At 51.1% G+C, this 16,022-nt stretch carries 17 protein-coding genes and 1 tRNA gene; 9 read left to right on the plus strand and 9 right to left on the minus strand.

What is annotated here, in order from left to right; all coding sequences use genetic code 11:
* Positions 1-82 precede the first annotated feature (82 nt).
* The 4 genes from OGY19_RS06525 to yejF are packed head-to-tail and all read left to right on the plus strand — an operon-like array spanning position 83 to position 5,608.
* Positions 83-1,897, plus strand: a complete 1,815-nt coding sequence (locus tag OGY19_RS06525) for an extracellular solute-binding protein (RefSeq protein ID WP_115601765.1) — start codon at positions 83-85, stop codon at positions 1,895-1,897.
* Complete coding sequence (locus tag OGY19_RS06530) at positions 1,898-2,992, plus strand: microcin C ABC transporter permease YejB (RefSeq protein WP_115601764.1); 1,095 nt, start codon at positions 1,898-1,900, stop codon at positions 2,990-2,992.
* Positions 2,992-4,017 (plus strand): ABC transporter permease, encoded by a 1,026-nt coding sequence (locus tag OGY19_RS06535; RefSeq protein ID WP_061068180.1) that lies wholly within the window; start codon positions 2,992-2,994, stop codon positions 4,015-4,017. Before OGY19_RS06530 ends, OGY19_RS06535 begins: the two co-directional genes overlap by 1 nt.
* 1 nt (position 4,018) lies before the next feature.
* The gene (gene yejF, locus OGY19_RS06540; RefSeq protein ID WP_048211140.1) at positions 4,019-5,608 is read left to right on the plus strand and encodes a microcin C ABC transporter ATP-binding protein YejF; all 1,590 of its coding nucleotides are present in this window, start codon (positions 4,019-4,021) and stop codon (positions 5,606-5,608) included.
* A gap of 3 nt (positions 5,609-5,611) precedes the next feature.
* Here yejF and OGY19_RS06545 read toward each other — a convergent pair whose 3' ends face one another.
* From OGY19_RS06545 to rsuA, 3 genes are all read right to left on the minus strand, one after another.
* Positions 5,612-5,956 (minus strand): YejG family protein, encoded by a 345-nt coding sequence (locus OGY19_RS06545; protein ID WP_087051313.1) that lies wholly within the window; start codon positions 5,954-5,956, stop codon positions 5,612-5,614.
* Between the two features lie 333 nt (positions 5,957-6,289).
* Positions 6,290-7,480: a Bcr/CflA family multidrug efflux MFS transporter gene (locus tag OGY19_RS06550; protein ID WP_115601763.1), complete on the minus strand. Its 1,191-nt coding sequence runs from the start codon at positions 7,478-7,480 to the stop codon at positions 6,290-6,292.
* A gap of 15 nt (positions 7,481-7,495) precedes the next feature.
* A complete protein-coding gene (gene rsuA, locus OGY19_RS06555; RefSeq protein WP_115601762.1) occupies positions 7,496-8,203 on the minus strand; it encodes a 16S rRNA pseudouridine(516) synthase RsuA in 708 nt (235 codons plus the stop codon).
* A 151-nt stretch (positions 8,204-8,354) separates the two neighbouring features.
* On the opposite strand from rsuA, the gene radD reads away from it, so the two are divergent.
* On the plus strand, positions 8,355-10,115 hold the full coding sequence (gene radD, locus OGY19_RS06560; RefSeq protein ID WP_061068182.1) for a DNA repair helicase RadD: 1,761 nt from the start codon (positions 8,355-8,357) through the stop codon (positions 10,113-10,115).
* A 124-nt stretch (positions 10,116-10,239) separates the two neighbouring features.
* Positions 10,240-10,524: a 50S ribosomal protein L25 gene (gene rplY, locus OGY19_RS06565; RefSeq protein ID WP_003027502.1), complete on the plus strand. Its 285-nt coding sequence runs from the start codon at positions 10,240-10,242 to the stop codon at positions 10,522-10,524.
* A 120-nt stretch (positions 10,525-10,644) separates the two neighbouring features.
* Here rplY and yejK read toward each other — a convergent pair whose 3' ends face one another.
* Complete coding sequence (gene yejK / locus OGY19_RS06570) at positions 10,645-11,652, minus strand: nucleoid-associated protein YejK (RefSeq protein WP_005129293.1); 1,008 nt, start codon at positions 11,650-11,652, stop codon at positions 10,645-10,647.
* Between the two features lie 134 nt (positions 11,653-11,786).
* Between yejK and OGY19_RS06575 the strand changes: the two genes are divergently transcribed.
* From OGY19_RS06575 to OGY19_RS06585, 3 genes are all read left to right on the plus strand, one after another.
* On the plus strand, positions 11,787-12,014 hold the full coding sequence (locus OGY19_RS06575; protein ID WP_003027506.1) for a YejL family protein: 228 nt from the start codon (positions 11,787-11,789) through the stop codon (positions 12,012-12,014).
* Between the two features lie 31 nt (positions 12,015-12,045).
* Positions 12,046-13,806 (plus strand): LPS biosynthesis-modulating metalloenzyme YejM, encoded by a 1,761-nt coding sequence (yejM, locus tag OGY19_RS06580; RefSeq protein WP_061068183.1) that lies wholly within the window; start codon positions 12,046-12,048, stop codon positions 13,804-13,806.
* A 75-nt stretch (positions 13,807-13,881) separates the two neighbouring features.
* Positions 13,882-13,958, plus strand: a tRNA-Pro gene (locus OGY19_RS06585).
* Positions 13,959-14,076: 118 nt separating this feature from the next.
* Here the strand turns inward: OGY19_RS06585 and OGY19_RS06590 are convergent.
* The 5 genes from OGY19_RS06590 to OGY19_RS06605 all read right to left on the minus strand — a co-directional run bounded on the left by OGY19_RS06590 (position 14,077) and on the right by OGY19_RS06605 (position 16,015).
* Complete coding sequence (locus OGY19_RS06590; RefSeq protein WP_147293146.1) at positions 14,077-14,277, minus strand: hypothetical protein; 201 nt, start codon at positions 14,275-14,277, stop codon at positions 14,077-14,079.
* A gap of 335 nt (positions 14,278-14,612) precedes the next feature.
* Positions 14,613-14,912 (minus strand): MafI2 family immunity protein, encoded by a 300-nt coding sequence (locus tag OGY19_RS06595; protein ID WP_115601761.1) that lies wholly within the window; start codon positions 14,910-14,912, stop codon positions 14,613-14,615.
* Between the two features lie 13 nt (positions 14,913-14,925).
* Complete coding sequence (locus OGY19_RS24420) at positions 14,926-15,132, minus strand: polymorphic toxin type 50 domain-containing protein (protein WP_186336734.1); 207 nt, start codon at positions 15,130-15,132, stop codon at positions 14,926-14,928.
* Positions 15,062-15,517 (minus strand): VENN motif pre-toxin domain-containing protein, encoded by a 456-nt coding sequence (locus OGY19_RS06600; RefSeq protein ID WP_115601759.1) that lies wholly within the window; start codon positions 15,515-15,517, stop codon positions 15,062-15,064. Before OGY19_RS06600 ends, OGY19_RS24420 begins: the two co-directional genes overlap by 71 nt.
* 114 nt (positions 15,518-15,631) lie before the next feature.
* A complete protein-coding gene (locus tag OGY19_RS06605) occupies positions 15,632-16,015 on the minus strand; it encodes a DUF6911 family protein (RefSeq protein WP_061068185.1) in 384 nt (127 codons plus the stop codon).
* Positions 16,016-16,022 lie beyond the last annotated feature (7 nt).

The following is a 16,022-nucleotide window of genomic DNA, read 5'->3' on the forward strand; positions in this document are numbered from 1 at the left end:
ATATTTTCACTCGCCACCCTAACCGCTATTTCTCAGGCAAGAAGCCTGTCGGGTTGTGGCAGGACAAGGAAACCTCTGTGATATGATTCCTCGCGTACTGCTTCTGTTTATCGCCCTTATCGGGTTTAACGTTCATGCCCAATCCATCAAAGAAAGCTACGCCTTTGCCGTGTTGGGCGAACCCAAGTACGCGTTTAATTTTAATCACTTTGATTATGTTAACCCCGCGGCCCCTAAAGGCGGGCAGCTCACCCTCTCCGCCCTGGGTACCTTCGACAACTTCAACCGCTATTCGATGCGCGGCAACCCTGGCTCACGCACTGAAACGCTCTACGATACGCTGTTTACCACCTCGGATGACGAACCCGGCAGCTACTACCCGCTCATCGCTGACAGAGCGCGTTACGCCGATGATTATTCGTGGGTAGAAATCGCGATTAATCCGCTGGCCCGTTTTCATGATGGTTCACCCATTACCGCACGCGATGTTGAATTCACCTTCCATAAATTTATGACCGAAGGCGTACCGCAGTTTCGTTTGGTCTACAAAGGAACGACGGTAAAGGCAATTGCCCCGTTAACAGTGCGAATTGAACTCGCCAAACCGGGTAAAGAGGACATGCTCAGCCTGTTTTCATTACCGGTGATGCCAGAGAAGTACTGGAAAGATCATAAGCTCAGCGATCCCTTATCATCACCACCGCTCGCCAGCGGCCCTTATCGCATTACCAAATGGAAGATGGGCCAATATATTGTCTATTCGCGCGTCAAAGATTATTGGGCTGCTGACTTGCCCGTCAATCGCGGACGCTGGAACTTTGATACCCTCCGCTACGATTACTACTTAGATGATAACGTCGCTTTTGAAGCATTTAAGGCTGGAGCGTTCGACCTGCGACTGGAAAACGATGCCAAAAATTGGGCAACCCGTTATACCGGCAAGAATTTCGCCAATCATTACATTGTCAAAGACGAACAAAAGAATGAGTCCGCGCAGGACACACGATGGTTAGCCTTTAATATTCAACGTCCAATGTTTAGTGACCGACGTGTACGGGAAGCGATTACGCTGGCCTTTGATTTCGAATGGATGAATAAGGCCCTGTTTTATAATGCCTGGAGTCGGACAAACAGCTATTTCCAGAACACCGAGTATGCAGCCAGAGGTTATCCCGATGCGGATGAACTGGTGATCCTCGCGCCATTGAAAAAAGAGCTGCCACCGGAAGTCTTCAGTCAAATCTATCAACCACCGATGTCGAAAGGCGATGGCTACGATCGTGAAAACCTGTTGAAAGCCGATACGTTACTCCAACAGGCGGGATGGATACTGAAAGGGCAACAACGGATAAATAGCACCAGCGGTAAACCGCTGACCTTCGAGTTATTACTCCCGGCAGGTAGCAACAGCCAGTGGGTGCTGCCGTTCCAGCACAACCTGCAACGCTTAGGCATTACGATGAATATCCGCCAGGTCGATAACTCGCAAATCACTAACCGTTTGCGCAGTCGCGACTATGACATGATGCCCAGGCTCTATCGCGCAATGCCGTGGCCAAGTTCAGACCTGCAAATTCTCTGGGCCTCTGAATATATAGACTCCAGCTATAACGCGCCCGGAGTGCAAAGCCCGGTCATTGATAAACTGATTAGCCAGATCATTGCCGCACAAGGGAATAAAGCCAAACTGATCCCGTTGGGGCGGGCACTGGACCGGGTATTAACCTGGAACTACTACATGTTGCCGATGTGGTACATGGCTGAAGATCGTATCGCCTGGTGGGATAAGTTTTCGCATCCGGCGATCCGCCCGATTTATACCATTGGCATCGACAACTGGTGGTATGACGTCAACAAAGCGGCGAAGCTTCCCGCAGCCAGACGACAGGGAGAGTAAATGGGCGCTTATCTGATTCGACGTCTGCTGCTGGTGGTCCCAACGCTTTGGGCCATCATTACTATCAACTTTTTTATCGTACAGATAGCACCTGGCGGTCCTGTTGAGCAGGCCGTCGCCGCCATTGAGTTCGGACAAAGCGGTGCGTTGCCCGGTGCGGGCAGCGAAGGTGTTCGCGCCAGCCACGCGCAAACCGGCGTAGGGAATATCAGCGACAGTAACTACCGTGGCGGTCGGGGTCTGGATCCGGAAGTCATCGCGGAAATTACCCGTCGCTACGGATTCGATAAACCCATTCATGAACGCTATTTCAAGATGCTCTGGGACTATATCCGTTTTGATTTTGGCGATAGTCTGTTTCGCAGTTCCTCTGTTCTTACGCTAATCAAAGACAGCCTCCCGGTGTCCGTTACCCTGGGGCTGTGGAGTACGCTCATCATCTATCTGGTGTCGATACCGCTTGGGATCCGCAAAGCGGTTCACAACGGCAGTCGTTTTGACGTCTGGAGCAGCGCATTTATTATTATTGGCTATGCCATTCCGGCCTTTCTGTTTGCCATTTTGCTGATCGTTTTTTTTGCCGGGGGCAGCTATTACGACCTGTTCCCGCTACGTGGGCTCGTGTCCGCTAACTTTGATGCCCTGCCCTGGTATCAAAAAATTACCGATTATCTGTGGCACATTACCCTGCCAGTGCTGGCAACCGTGGTAGGTGGGTTCGCCGCGCTGACCATGCTGACCAAAAACTCATTTCTGGATGAGGTTCGTAAGCAGTATGTCGTTACTGCGCGCGCCAAAGGCGTTAGTGAGAAAAATATTCTATGGAAGCATGTGTTCCGCAATGCCATGTTGCTGGTAATCGCAGGATTTCCCGCCACATTTATCAGTATGTTTTTCACCGGCTCACTGCTGATTGAAGTGATGTTTTCGCTTAATGGTCTGGGATTACTGGGGTATGAATCTACCGTATCGCGCGACTACCCGGTGATGTTCGGCACACTCTACATCTTCACCCTGATTGGCCTGTTGCTCAATATCCTCAGTGATATCAGCTATACGTTGGTCGATCCTCGTATTGATTTTGAGGGACGCTAATGTCGCGATTAAGCCCCGTCAATCAGGCCCGCTGGGCGCGTTTTCGTCATAACCGCCGCGGCTACTGGTCATTATGGATTTTTTTGGTGTTGTTTGGCCTGAGCATGTGTTCCGAGCTGATCGCTAATGATAAGCCGCTGTTGGTACGCTATGACGGCAGCTGGTATTTCCCTCTGGTTAAAAACTACAGTGAGAGCGATTTCGGCGGCCCGTTAGCAACAAAGGCTGATTATCAGGATCCGTGGCTGCAACACCGTCTGGAGAGACAGGGTTGGATACTATGGGCCCCCATCCGGTTCGGTGCTACCAGCATTAACTTTGCCACCGATAAGCCCTTCCCCTCTCCACCCTCTGCGCAAAACTGGCTGGGTACTGACGCAAATGGTGGTGACGTGCTGGCGCGTATCCTTTACGGCACCCGCATCTCAATTCTGTTTGGCTTGATGCTGACCCTGTGTTCCAGCGTCATGGGGGTGATGGCTGGCGCGCTACAGGGCTATTATGGCGGTAAGGTAGACCTGTGGGGACAACGGTTCATCGAAGTGTGGTCCGGTATGCCAACGCTGTTTCTGATTATTTTGCTATCCAGCGTCGTTCAGCCTAACTTCTGGTGGCTATTAGCGATCACCGTGCTGTTTGGCTGGATGAGCCTGGTGGGCGTGGTACGCGCGGAATTTCTGCGCACCCGAAACTTTGATTATATTCGTGCCGCTCAGGCGCTCGGGGTTAGCGATAGCAGTATTATTTTGCGTCATATGCTACCCAATGCGATGGTTGCCGCCCTGACCTTTTTACCGTTTATTTTATGTGCCTCAATCACCACACTCACCTCGCTGGATTTTCTCGGGTTCGGATTACCGCTTGGCTCGCCATCACTGGGAGAATTGCTGTTGCAGGGTAAAAACAACCTGCAGGCGCCGTGGCTTGGCATCACCGCGTTCATCTCCGTTGCCCTCTTATTATCGCTACTGATTTTTATTGGTGAAGCGGTACGCGACGCATTTGATCCCAATAAGGCGATTTAAGATGACACAACCTCTGTTAGCTATTGACAATTTATCGGTAGGTTTTCGCCAACAGAACACCGTGCGCACCGTGGTCAACAGTCTGTCACTGCGCGTTGATGCCGGACAAACGCTGGCGCTGGTGGGCGAGTCCGGCTCAGGTAAAAGCGTCACCGCGCTTTCGGTGTTGCGTCTGTTGCCCACGCCGCCTGCGGTGTACCTCTCCGGTGATATCCGCTTTCACGGCGCATCACTACTTCACGCTAACGAGCAGACGCTTCGCGGTGTGCGGGGAAATAAAATCGCCATGATTTTCCAGGAACCAATGGTGTCGCTAAATCCACTCCACAACCTGGAAAAGCAGCTTTATGAAGTGCTGTCGCTGCATCGGGGAATGCGTCGGGAAGCCGCACGGGCAGAAATTCTGACCTGTCTGGATCGTGTAGGCATTCGCCATGCAGCGAAACGCCTTACAGATTATCCGCACCAGCTTTCCGGCGGTGAGCGCCAGCGCGTAATGATTGCTATGGCGCTGTTAACCCGCCCGGAGCTGCTAATTGCTGATGAACCAACCACCGCGCTGGATGTCTCTGTGCAGGCGCAAATTTTGCAACTGCTGCGGGAGTTGCAGCGTGAGCTGAACATGGGATTGCTGTTCATCACTCATAATCTCAGCATAGTGAGAAAGCTAGCCGATTCCATTGCCGTCATGCAGAACGGTCAATGCGTTGAACAAAACCGTGCCGAGCCACTGCTTGCCGCGCCAACCCATTCCTACACACAGAAACTGTTAAATAGCGAACCCTCCGGCGATCCAGTCCCTTTAGCCGCCGGACAACCGCCATTGCTGGAAGTGAATGGGCTCAGGGTCGCCTTTCCCGTACGCAAGGGTATCCTCAAGCGCGTGGTGGATCATAACGTCGTGGTTAACAACGTCAGTTTTACCCTCAGACCCGGTGAAACACTGGGACTGGTGGGTGAATCAGGCTCCGGGAAAAGTACCACTGGTCTGGCGCTACTGCGATTAATCACATCGCAAGGCAGTATTGTGTTCGATGGTCTGGCGCTGCATACCTTAAATCGCCGCCAACTGTTGCCAGTACGTCACCGCATTCAGGTGGTCTTTCAGGACCCCAACTCTTCACTGAATCCGCGTTTGAGCGTATTACAAATTATTGAAGAGGGATTGCGCGTTCACCAGCCAACGCTTTCCGCTGAACAGCGTGAAGCGCAGGTAAAAGCAGTGATGGCTGAAGTCGGACTCGATAGCGAAACCCGCCATCGTTATCCTGCAGAGTTTTCTGGCGGTCAACGCCAGCGCATAGCCATTGCCAGGGCATTGATTCTCAAACCCTCGCTGATCATTCTGGATGAGCCAACATCCTCGCTCGACAGAACCGTACAGGCGCAAATCCTCACGCTGTTAAAGTCCTTACAGGAAAAGCATCGTCTGGCTTATATTTTTATCAGCCATGATTTGCATGTTGTACGTGCGTTATGCCATCAGGTAATTGTGTTGCGGCAGGGAGAAGTCGTGGAACAGGGGCAATGCGAGCACGTATTTAACGCGCCACAACAGGCCTATACGCGTCAGCTGCTCGCGCTAAGCTGACGCTCAAAACGGATTGTTGTTTGAAAACGGTTCTGCGATAGCCACGCCGAAATTTTTCAGTCTGCAGGTCGCGGCAAACTCATCCTGGCGATTCACAAACAGGCACGGTTCCCCTTCACATTCCAGCACGGAACAAGGTACCTCAATGTCGCTGAGAGCCTGGCTAAGTTTATGCATGACTGACCATGCGCTGTCACCATCAGGACTAAGCAATTTGAGGGCCACCAGGCTGTTCTCATTGCTCTGACCGTTGTGCGGAATCGGTTCAACCTTTGAACCTGCGAAACCCACCGACCAACGATAGCACTGCGGCAGACGATGAACGATTGAGAGTTGTAATGTCATCACTTTCTTTCCCTGGAAGTACAATCACTTCACAATTATTTTACATCAATATTAACACATCATTGACAATACGTCTTTAGACAGTTGGTAAACGTTTACACCCAGTCTTTATGCCGCTTTCCGAACCCACTATTTAAATTTATTCAACGGTTCAGGCATGTTTCCGCGCTATATGTACTCGTTTCTGCGATCTAACTCAACCTTTTTAACTACAATGATGTGACTTTTTACATAAATTTATTTTACATAAAATAAACATAAGCGGGGAAAATGATAGATTTGCGGTTGATGTACATCAACTCTGGAGGCCTTATGACCCCCAGGTTGTGTAATAGATCACCGTTTTTTGGCGCGACTGGCGTAGAGATAGAAGATAATTGAGCTGGTGGCGCAAAACGCTATCGACCATATCATTGGCCAGGCCGAGTTAAAGGTTGCCAGAGATAACAGCGCGCCAACAATCGCGCCGATGCCAAAACGAAACGTCCCCGCCAACGATGAGGCCGTCCCGGCCATGTGTGGAAACTCATCCAGAATGACCGCCATCGCATTTGATGACACCATCGACACACAACCTACAAACGCCGCAACACCGACAACCAGTGCCCAGAATCCAACGCCGAACAGCGCGCTGAATACCATCCAGCCCGCCATCACAAACTGGATCCACAGCCCGGTACGGAACATATTTAGTGCACCAACCCGCCGAACAAAGCGGCTGTTGATGATGGTCATCACGAACAGGAACACAATATTCAGCGCGAAGTAATAGCCGAAATTCTGCGGTGAAACGTGGTTGATCTCAATGTAGACAAAAGGTCCGGCGCTCAGGAAAGAAAACATCCCGGCAAAGCTAAACCCACTGGCCAGCATGTAACTCAGGACGCGCTTGTGGCGAAACAGCGAGGCAAAGTTGCCCAGAGTCGTGCGCAAGCGAAACGGCTGGCGACGCTCTACGGGCAAGGTCTCTTTGATCAGCGTAAAGATCATCACCGAGGCCAGAATCGCCGCCACAGCGAGGATCCAGAAGATATAGTGCCAACTCAGCCATACCAGCACCCAACCACCCACAATAGGTGCCATCAGTGGCGCAATCGTCGTCACCAGCATGACAAATGACATCATGCGCGAGAATTCTTCTTTCGGATAGATGTCGCGCATCAGGGCATTGATGACCACGCTTGCCGCCGCAGCTGCCAGACCATGGAAGAAACGCATAGTGATCAACTGATCGATAGTTTGCGCCAACGCACAGGCGACCGCTGCTGCCGCAAACACCAGAGTCCCGCCCAGTATCACCGGTTTACGCCCGATGCTGTCGGCCATCGGACCATAGATCAACTGCCCAACCGCGAACCCCAGAATATAGGTACTGAGGGTCATTTGCGCGCTGCCTGCCGGCACGCCAAATTGAGCAGAGATCACCGGCAGTGCCGGAAGATACATATCGATCGACAACGGCATCAACATGGCCAATAAGCCAAGGATAAAAACAATGGCAATTGAAGAGTTCTGCCGGGTGGTCACATTTAGCTCCTGAAATTAACGCGGGGTTAAGTTAACGCTGGCGATTTCTTCTTCGGTCAATGGACGGTATTCTCCGGGCGCCAGATCCTCATCAAGCTTGATGGCACCGATGCGTTCACGATGCAGTTCCACAACGTGGTTTCCCACGGCGGCAAACATACGTTTAACCTGATGATAGCGCCCTTCACTGATGGTCAAACGTACCTGAGTCGGCGTAATCACTTCCAGCACGGCGGGTTTGGTCAGGTCTTTCTCATTGTGCAACTGTACGCCACGGGCAAACAGTTCGGCGGTATCATCTGCCACTGGCGACTCCAGCGTTACCAGATAGGTTTTCTCACAATGGTGGCGTGGCGAAGTGATGCGATGTGACCACTGTCCGTCGTCGGTCATTAACACCAGTCCGGTGGTATCGATATCCAGACGCCCTGCCGCATGCAGTTTGTAGGCCACTGGTTCATCAAGGAAATAGAGCACAGTCGGGTGATCCGGGTCATCCGTTGAGCAAACATAACCCTGGGGCTTATTCAGCATAAAATAGCGCGGGCCATTTTGTTGAACCAGGGAATTACCGTCATATTCTACGTCGTGCTCTGGCAGCAGCTTAAAAGCGCTATTTCTGACGATTTCGCCGTCGACGGTAACACGGTTACCACGGATCTCACGCCCGGCAATAGCGCGGCTGACGCCGAGTTGCTGAGCGATAAATTTATCAAGTCGCATGAGTGTGATTTTGCCTGTAACAATACGGAAATCGGGCGTTATGCCCGAAAAGTGGAGCCGTTTTCCGCTCAGTATAACGAGCTAACAACTTCCCTCAAGGGAAAAAGATTCGTGGCATACTATACGCGAGACTGTTACATATTGTGAGCCCATGATTTTTACTCTTCGTCCTTACCAAAAAGAAGCCGTGGATGCCACGCTCAACCATTTTCGCCATCACCGTACTCCGGCAGTTATCGTCCTCCCCACAGGCGCAGGCAAAAGCCTGGTGATTGCCGAGCTGGCCCGCGTGGCGCGGGGTCGCGTACTGGTACTGGCGCACGTCAAAGAGCTGGTCGCGCAAAACCACGCGAAATATTGCGCGCTGGGGCTGGAAGCCGATATTTTTGCCGCAGGTCTGAAGCGTAAAGAGAGTCACGGGAAAGTGGTATTTGGCAGCGTACAGTCGGTGGCGCGCAATCTGGACGCCTTTCAGGGAGAATTCTCCCTGCTCATCGTCGATGAATGCCATCGCATTGGTGATGATGAAGAGAGCCAGTATCAACAAATCCTGACACACCTGACCAACGTAAACCCTCACTTACGCCTGCTCGGACTTACCGCCACGCCTTTTCGCTTGGGCAAAGGCTGGATTTATCATTTTCATTATCACGGAATGGTGCGCGGCGATGAAAAAGCACTGTTTCGCGACTGCATTTATGAATTACCGCTGCGCTACATGATTAAACACGGCTACCTGACGCCGCCAGAACGCCTCGACATGCCGGTCGTACAATATGATTTCAGCCGCCTGCAGGCGCAAAGTAACGGCCTGTTTAGCGAAGCGGACCTGAATCAGGAACTGAAAAAGCAGCAGCGAATAACGCCGCATATCATCAGCCAGATTGTCGAGTTTGCTCAGACACGCAAAGGGGTAATGATTTTCGCCGCTACCGTTGAGCACGCCAAAGAGATAGTCGGCCTGCTGCCTGCTGATGATGCGGCGCTTATCACCGGGGACACGCCTGGCGCTGAACGCGACGTGTTGATTGAAGAGTTCAAAGCCCAACGTTTTCGCTATCTGGTGAATGTGTCGGTCCTGACCACTGGCTTCGATGCCCCGCACGTCGACCTTATCGCCATTCTGCGCCCGACCGAGTCAGTTAGCCTTTACCAACAAATCGTTGGACGAGGGTTGCGCCTGGCGCCGGGGAAAACGGACTGTCTGATCCTTGATTACGCCGGGAATCCGCACGACCTGTACGCTCCGGAAGTGGGTGCGCCCAAAGGGAAAAGTGACAACGTTCCGGTACAGGTGTTCTGTCCTGCCTGCGGCTTTGCCAACACCTTCTGGGGAAAAACAACGGCCGACGGCACGCTGATTGAGCACTTTGGCCGCCGCTGTCAGGGATGGTTTGAAGATGATGACGGCCATCGCGAACAGTGCGATTTTCGTTTCCGTTTTAAAAACTGCCCGCAGTGCAACGCGGAAAATGACATCGCCGCCCGCCGTTGTCGGGAGTGCGACACGGTACTGGTTGACCCGGATGACATGCTGAAAGCCGCGCTCAGGCTTAAAGATGCGCTGGTTTTGCGCTGCAGCGGGATGGCGCTACAAAATGGGCAGGATGAAAAAGGCGAATGGCTGAAAATTACCTATTACGATGAAGATGGCGCCGACGTCAGCGAACGCTTTCGCCTGCATACTCCCGCGCAGCGTACAGCCTTCGAGCAACTGTTTATTCGCCCGCACACCCGAACGCCCGGCATTCCCTTACGCTGGATAACCGCCGCCGATATCCTCGCCCAGCAGGCGCTGTTACGTCATCCTGATTTCGTGGTCGCGCGCATGAAAGGTCAGTACTGGCAGGTCCGTGAAAAGGTCTTCGATTATGAAGGACGCTTTCGTCGGGCACATGAATTACGCGGTTAATCGTACTTTTGATTGATGTACCAGCCGTTTGAGTATAGAATCTCGCCCGCTTTTGCATACGCAAAGCAGATCACTTACCTGTTGCTGGGTCGCCTGTAGCAGGAATTATTAAAGAGAGATTTAAATGTTTACTATCAACGCTGAAGTACGTAAAGAGCAGGGTAAGGGTGCGAGCCGCCGCCTGCGTGCCGCTAACAAGTTCCCGGCAATCATCTACGGTGGCGCAGAAGCCCCGATTGCTATCGAACTGGATCACGATGCAGTTATGAACATGCAAGCTAAAGCTGAATTCTACAGCGAAGTTCTGACCATCGTTGTTGACGGTAAAGAAGTTAAAGTTAAAGCTCAGGCTGTACAGCGTCACCCGTTCAAGCCGAAGCTGTCTCACATCGACTTCGTTCGCGCGTAATCGCAAACAAGTTGAAGAAAAACCCCGCCAAGGCGGGGTTTTTTTATGGGATTTTGTAATCGATACTGATGGTACTCGTCGACCGGATAAGGCGTTTACGCTCTCATCCGGCAAACGGTTTTATTTCCCGCCCGACGTGCGACGCTGCAGCTGGTCGCGCAGGTTCGGCGGCGTACCTTTGATGGTCAAAGTATCTGTAGCCGGATCCCAGAAAATACGTTCACCCAGTAACATGGCGTCGAAGTTGATGGTTAACCCACCGCCGCTTCCGGCAAATTTGGTTAACTGACGCAGCGTACTGCGATCCGCCGGAAAGCTCTCTTCCAGCTCGTAGCCTTTATCTGCGGTAAATTCGCTGAAGCTGACTTCACTGACGCCGGAAAGCTCTTTGGACAGCGACTCCAGTTCGATCTCTTCACCGGCTTGTAGCTGTTCGTTGCAGTAGCTGTACACCTGCTGGCGCACGTTCTGACGCTCAGCTTTATCGAGCTGCGCCTCAGCGGTAAAGTCGTCCACTGCCTGCAGCAGGCCACGGTTTTGCGCTTTGGCATTCAGACCTTCGCTGGCACCGAGGAAATCCATAAAGAAATCGGCAACTTTACGCCCGACCCGCCCTTTCAGGAACGTCAGATAGCGCGTGGACTCCGGATTGGTTTCCCACTCGGTTAAATCAATACGCGCCACAATATCCGCATGATTGATATCCAGATAGTGCGTCGGATTGATATCCAGATTTTCATTGACGCGCATGCTACTTAAATTGTTCAGCACGGCGACCAGCAGATACTCTACCGCCAGATAACGGTAATGGCAGAACAGGACAATACCGCCGTCGGCAAAAGGATATTTCGCCAGCTCGTCCCGCAAGCGTCCGGTCGCGGCACGACTAAATGCCAGAAAATCCTCTTCACCCTGACGCTGTAAACGCAGCGTTTGCGCCAGTTCACTCTCTTCGCTAAACAGGCCATAGGCTTTATTCTTGGCGCTATACACCCGGTGCAGCTCAGCCATCATCTCGACAACCGTCGCTGTCGGTTCCAGTAATGAATCGCGCAAGACCAGCTCAAGGTTCTGCTCGTCACGTTTGATAAGCTGGTGCAGGGCAATCTGGTTGATATCCAGACTCATGATAAACTCTCCTTTTAGACCGGGCGGTATTCAACCACCTGCCGGGCAGTGACGCAATAGAAGATAAAAAAGCAGAAAAAAAACTGTCTGTACGGTAATATGTTGCCCTTTCATGAACAGACTGATTTCGATTTATGCCACAAATTTCCCGCTATAGTGACGAACACGTTGAACAACTGCTGAATGAGATGCTCAACGTACTGGAAAAACATAAGGCGCCAACCGATCTTTCCCTGATGGTATTGGGAAATATGGTGACTAACCTTATCAATACAAGCATCGCACCGGCCCAGCGCCAGGCGATTGCCAACTCTTTTGCCCGCGCATTGCAGTCTTCGGTAAACGACGACCAAGCGCATTAAGAGCCTGCTCCGGGGAAACGAACAACAGTTTATGGTAACTCATCGTCAGCGCTACCGTGAGAAAGTCTCCCAGATGGTTAGCTGGGGGCACTGGTTTGCCTTGTTCAACATTCTGTTGGCCATGGTACTCGGTAGCCGTTACCTGTTTGTCGCCGACTGGCCGACAACGCTTGCAGGGCGTGTTTATTCCTATGTAAGCCTGGTCGGACATTTTAGTTTTCTGGTGTTTGCCACCTATCTGCTAATCCTGTTTCCTCTGACGTTTATCGTCATGTCCCAGAGGCTGATGCGATTCTTATCAGCCATTCTGGCGACAGCAGGTATGACGCTGTTGCTCATCGACAGCGAAGTGTTCACCCGCTTCCACCTGCATCTCAACCCCATCGTCTGGGAGCTGGTCATTAACCCTGACCAGAATGAAGCGGCGCGTGACTGGCAACTGATGTTTATCAGTGTGCCAATCATTCTGCTAATCGAAATGCTGTTTGCGACCTGGAGCTGGCAGAAACTGCGCAGCCTGACGCGTCGCCGCCATTTTGCCAAACCGTTAGCCGCATTCTTCTTCATTTGCTTTATCGCCTCGCACGTGGTGTACATCTGGGCTGATGCCAACTTCTATCGCCCGATTACCATGCAGCGCGCAAACCTGCCGCTCTCTTACCCGATGACGGCGCGTAAGTTTCTGGAAAAACATGGTCTGTTGGATGCGCAAGAGTATCAACGCCGCCTGATTGAACAGGGTAATCCGGAAGCGGTCTCCGTCCAGTATCCGCTCAGTGAGCTGCGTTACCGTGATATGGGAACGGGTCAGAATGTCCTGCTGATCACCGTTGACGGTCTGAACTACTCGCGCTTTGAACAGCAAATGCCTGCTCTGGCAGAATTTGCCGGGCAGAATATCTCCTTTACGCGCCACATGAGTTCGGGAAATACTGCCGACAACGGGATTTTTGGCCTGTTTTATGGCGTTTCACCAAGCTACATGGACGGCATTTTGTCGACCCGAACGCCTGCCGCGCTAATCTCTGCGCTGAATCAACAAGGCTATCAGTTGGGATTGTTCTCCTCTGATGGCTTCACTAGCCCACTGTATCGCCAGGCATTGCTGTCAGACTTTTCGATGCCAAACGTGCAAACGCAATCTGATCAACAAACTGCAAGCCAGTGGATTAACTGGCTGGGCCGCTATGCGCAAGATGATAACCGTTGGTTCTCATGGGTTTCCTTTAACGGAACGAACCTTGATGACAGCAACCAGAAGAATTTTGCCAAACGCTACGCCAGCGCGGCGCAAGATGTGGATGCCAACATCAACCGTATACTCAGCGCCCTGCGTGACTCCGGCAAACTGAACAACACGGTGGTCATTATTACCGCGGGCCGGGGCGTGCCGTTGACGCAGGAAGAGAATAACTTTGCCTGGTCGCGTGGCCATCTACAGGTGCCTCTGGTTATTCACTGGCCGGGAACACCTGCGCAGCGTATTAATAGCCTGACCGATCATACTGACCTGATGACAACACTGATGCAGCGCCTGCTCCACGTCAGTACCCCAGCAAGCGAGTACTCACAGGGTCAGGATTTGTTTAATGCAACACGCCGCCATTACTGGGTCACGGCAGCTGACAGCAGCACCATGGCCATTACCACACCAGAGATGACGCTGGTGCTTAATAACAACGGTAATTACCAGACCTATAATTTACGCGGCGAGAAAATTAAAGATCAGAAACCGCAGCTAAGTTTGCTGCTGCAAGTGCTGACGGATGAGAAACGATTTATCGCTAACTGATTAATTATAAATCAGTTAGCAGTCCATCCTCTTGCATTCGTGGTGGAAAGCAGTAGTATTAGCAGCCATAAGTGTCGGCACGTAGCGCAGCCTGGTAGCGCACCGTCATGGGGTGTCGGGGGTCGGAGGTTCAAATCCTCTCGTGCCGACCAAAATTCCCCAAAAAAACCAACCTTCTACGGTTGGTTTTTTTATGCCTGTTTTCTGTATGGGGAAGCAATGGGGAATTATCGGGGAAAAACCCCGGCGCACAGTGTAAATAGACCCGTTTTAGTTCCATGCTTTTTTTGAGATCCTGGCCAAATTGCCCCTAGCTCCCAGGTCTTTACCAACATCCTTTTCTGATTGTTTATATGAAGGCAGACCATTAGCGATTCCACCGCCACCTTTCATCAACTCTCCGTCAACATCCTCAATCCCAATTTTCAGCATCGGATTGATATCAAAGATACCGGGCTTATCCTTGCTCAACGAGTTATTCTCAACAACAACTTTTTCCGTTGCGAAGTCAGCCTGTGAACGACAGTTTTTCCTGTGTACTCAGCAAGTTACAACCCAGTTTTCCTGCTGCATTTTGCTGTACTGGACCCAACGCCCCGATACGCGGTTTTCGCCCCCGGCACGCTACCGCCTCGCCGTGGTGTTTGTACCTGCACCCCGCATCATAGCAGCGATGTCAGCCGCTGCTATTACCGTTGAGCGCCTGTACACCGACGAACTGCCGGTGTACAGGCGCGGGGGCGGGCATTGTGGGCAAGTCTGACGGCTGATAACACGATCCCAGCACAGAGCCGGGATCTTCATTATTACTCTTTTCTTAGATATACCAGTAAACCATTTGTATTCTTTATCCTCTGTGGAGAATCAAGGCGCTGAACTGTTGTATCTACAGTAAAATCATCATCAAAATCGGCAATAATTTCCGTTTCTATTACCGACGCAAGCTCTTCGTCGTCATCATCAACTTCACCTTCAAAATAAAAAAGTAAGCTAATGTTCTTACCAGATAATTCAGCAATAACGGCTCTAATATTAGGGGTCACGTTTCCCAACAAAGCCCTCTGCAATGAAAGTCTCAGGTATACACTTAAATCAGATAAAACCATTACTTCTCCCTTATTATTCTGAAGGTCTTGCGGGAACAATATGCACACCATTTTTACCATAGTGGACTATGCCATTTGTAGTAGGAGTAGATACTCCTGTCTGAGGGTCAATATAGTTTCCAATATTTTGACCATAATTTATGCGCTCCTTAGAACCAGGAACACCTACGGGACGTTCCCAATTTGGGTAGCAATGAATCAGGTGCCAGGGTAAGAACACTTTTATTCAAACCCGCTTCGGAAGCTATTTTATACTCGTTCGTTCCTGGTAAGTGCTTGTTCTGTTGTCCTTTATTAATCGTGAACTTACCAATGCCACCACCACCTTTCAACGGCTCCCCATCAGTGTCCAGAACATTTGGTTTCAGCGGATTGATGTCGAAAATATTGACCGGTAACTTGTCCTTATCACCAAGTGCATTATTCTCAATCGCATTTTTCCCGGCCTGCGCCCCGGCAGCCGCTGCCGCGCTGTTTCCCTGCATCGCCGCCACTGCGCCGCCCAGTATCGCGTGGGCAATAACATTTACCGCACTATTGCCCTCTGTCGATTTAAGCAGATGCGCGAGCTCCGGTGCCGATGCCCCCGCCAGCGCGGCCCCCATATCACCGCCAGCCAGATACGCGGTTTTGCTCCCCGTTCTCCACTTTTCCCAGCGCTGTTAAAGAACTTATAGCTGTGAAATCAAAAATCCTGACGTATGCTCGGGATCTATGTGTTAGCTCAAAAGCTCCATTGATACGTTGCCAGTATTAAAAAATTCCTTAAAAACACTGATAACAATATCAAAGTCTTTTGTAAGCTGACGTTCAGGCCAATAATCACCAAGTATCATCATTTCGGCATCAAGTTTAGAGCGATCCCAGTAACTTCTTATCTGATATTCATCTTCGAAAATCTCACCTAATGTTATTAGGTAAAAATTATTTTCTGTTCTTACCTGAAGCATTTCAGCTCCACTATCCACACTGGTTAGGGTATCAAGAGTTATGGAACCTTTTTTTCCCTGAAGTTGTTTCAACTGATTTAATATATCATCCCAGTTTGAAATCTGCTTATTTCCGCCAGTTCCATTTAGCGTCCAACTCATTTTAAAATTCATTTTAATC

It is taken from the genome of Citrobacter sp. Cy070, from assembly GCF_030332245.1.
Taxonomy (GTDB): domain Bacteria; phylum Pseudomonadota; class Gammaproteobacteria; order Enterobacterales; family Enterobacteriaceae; genus Citrobacter; species Citrobacter youngae.